The sequence below is a fragment of the Oerskovia sp. NPDC056781 genome, from assembly GCF_042789955.1.
In the GTDB taxonomy this organism is placed as follows: Bacteria; Actinomycetota; Actinomycetes; order Actinomycetales; family Cellulomonadaceae; genus Oerskovia; species Oerskovia rustica.
In genome coordinates, this window is the sequence record NZ_JBHUAD010000380.1 from 1 (window position 1) to 2,017 (window position 2,017).

Genomic DNA, 2,017 nt, shown 5'->3' on the forward strand with positions numbered 1-2,017 from the left:
GCACGGGACCCGTCGGTCGAGGAATCAGCCCTCGGGGCGCTCCGCACGGTTCACGGCCGAGACGATCGCCTTGAGCGAGGCCGTGGTGATCGACGGGTCGATGCCGACGCCCCACAGGACGTCGTCGCCGACCTGGCACTCGACGTACGCGGCGGCCGTCGCGTCACCACCCTCCGAGAGCGCGTGCTCGGCGTAGTCCAGGACGCGGACCTCGACGCCGACGTGCGCTATCGCGTCGACGAACGCCGCGACCGGGCCGTTGCCCGAGCCCTCGAGCGTCAGGTGCTCGCCGCGGTCCAGCACGTCGACCGCCAGGGTGTCGGGGCCGTCCTCCGACGACACCGCGCGGGTCCCGCGCAGCTTCAGCCGGCCCCACTGCTCCAGGCCCGACTCGGGGGCCGCCGGCAGGTACTCGTCCGAGAAGATCCGCCAGATGTCGTCGCCCGTGACCTCCTGCCCGCCCGCGTCCGTGAACGCCTGGACGACGCGCGAGAACTCGATCTGCAGACGCCGCGGCAGGTCCAGGTGACGCTCGGACTGCAGCAGGTACGAGATGCCGCCCTTGCCCGACTGCGAGTTGACGCGGATCACGGCCTCGTACGACCGACCCACGTCCTTGGGGTCGATGGGCAGGTACGGCACGCCCCACACCAGGTCGTCGACGCCCTTGCCCGCGGCCTCGGCCTCGGCGGCCATGGCGTCGAGGCCCTTCTTGATCGCGTCCTGGTGCGAGCCCGAGAACGCGGTGAAGACCAGGTCCCCCGCGTACGGGTGACGCTCGTGCACGGCGATCTGGTTGCAGTGCTCGACCGTGCGGCGGATGCGGTCCATGTCGGAGAAGTCGATCTCCGGGTCGATGCCCTGGCTGAACAGGTTCATGCCGAGCGTCACCAGGCAGACGTTGCCCGTGCGCTCGCCGTTGCCGAACAGGCAGCCCTCGATACGGTCCGCACCGGCCTGGTAGCCCAGCTCCGCGGCAGCCACTGCCGTCCCGCGGTCGTTGTGCGGGTGCAGCGACAGGACGACGTTCTCGCGGTGCGCGAGGTGGCGGTTCATCCACTCGATCGAGTCGGCGTAGACGTTGGGCGTCGCCATCTCGACCGTCGCGGGCAGGTTGATGATGACCTTGCGGTCGGGCGTCGGCTCGAAGACCTCGATGACCTCGTTGCAGATCTCCACCGCGAACTCGAGCTCCGTGCCCGTGTACGACTCGGGCGAGTACTCGTAGAAGACCGCGGTCTCCGGGATGGTCTCCTCGAACTTGCGGCACAGCTTCGCACCGTTCACCGCGATCGCGACGATGCCCTCACGGTCGGTGCGGAAGACCACGTCACGCTGGAGCCGCGACGTCGAGTTGTACAGGTGCACGATCGCCTGCTTCGCCCCCCGCAAAGACTCGTACGTGCGGGCGATCAGGTGCTCGCGGGACTGCGTCAGGACCTGGATCACGACGTCGTCCGGGATGTGCCCCTCCTCGATGAGCAGGCGCACGAAGTCGAAGTCGGTCTGCGAGGCCGACGGGAAACCGACCTCGATCTCCTTGTAGCCCATGTCGACGAGCAGCTGGAACATCTTCAGCTTGCGCTCGGCGTTCATCGGCTCGATCAGCGCCTGGTTGCCGTCACGCAGGTCGACCGCGCACCAGCGCGGAGCCTTCTCGATGCGCTTGTCCGGCCACGTCCGGTCCGGCAGCGACACGTCGAACTGCTGGTGGAAGGGCTCGTACTTGTGCACCGGCATGCCCGACGGCTGCTGTACCGAACGGGTGCTGGTCTGGGGGGTCTGGGCCGTGGTGCTCATCTTGTCCTTCGCGATCTCTTCGTCGGTGCTGTTCAGCCGGCACACCAGACCACCGCGACGAGGATGCGGCCTAGAGGGCCTCGTCGCGGCAACGAAGGAGGAGCAGCTGAGTCACGTGCACGCTGCCACTGTACTCCCGTCCGGGGCGATGGTCAGGGACGTCCCGGTGGACGACACGCGAGAGGCGGGCCGACGACGCCACGACAGTGACGCCGTC

At 68.5% G+C, this 2,017-nt stretch carries 1 protein-coding gene; it reads right to left on the reverse strand.

Annotation, left to right across the window (positions count from 1 at the left end; all coding sequences use genetic code 11):
- Nucleotides 1-24: 24 nt before the first annotated feature.
- Nucleotides 25-1,800 (reverse strand): 2-isopropylmalate synthase, encoded by a 1,776-nt coding sequence (gene leuA / locus ACFRCR_RS18550; protein WP_377679652.1) that lies wholly within the window; start codon nucleotides 1,798-1,800, stop codon nucleotides 25-27.
- Between the last annotated feature and the right edge of the window lie 217 nt (nucleotides 1,801-2,017).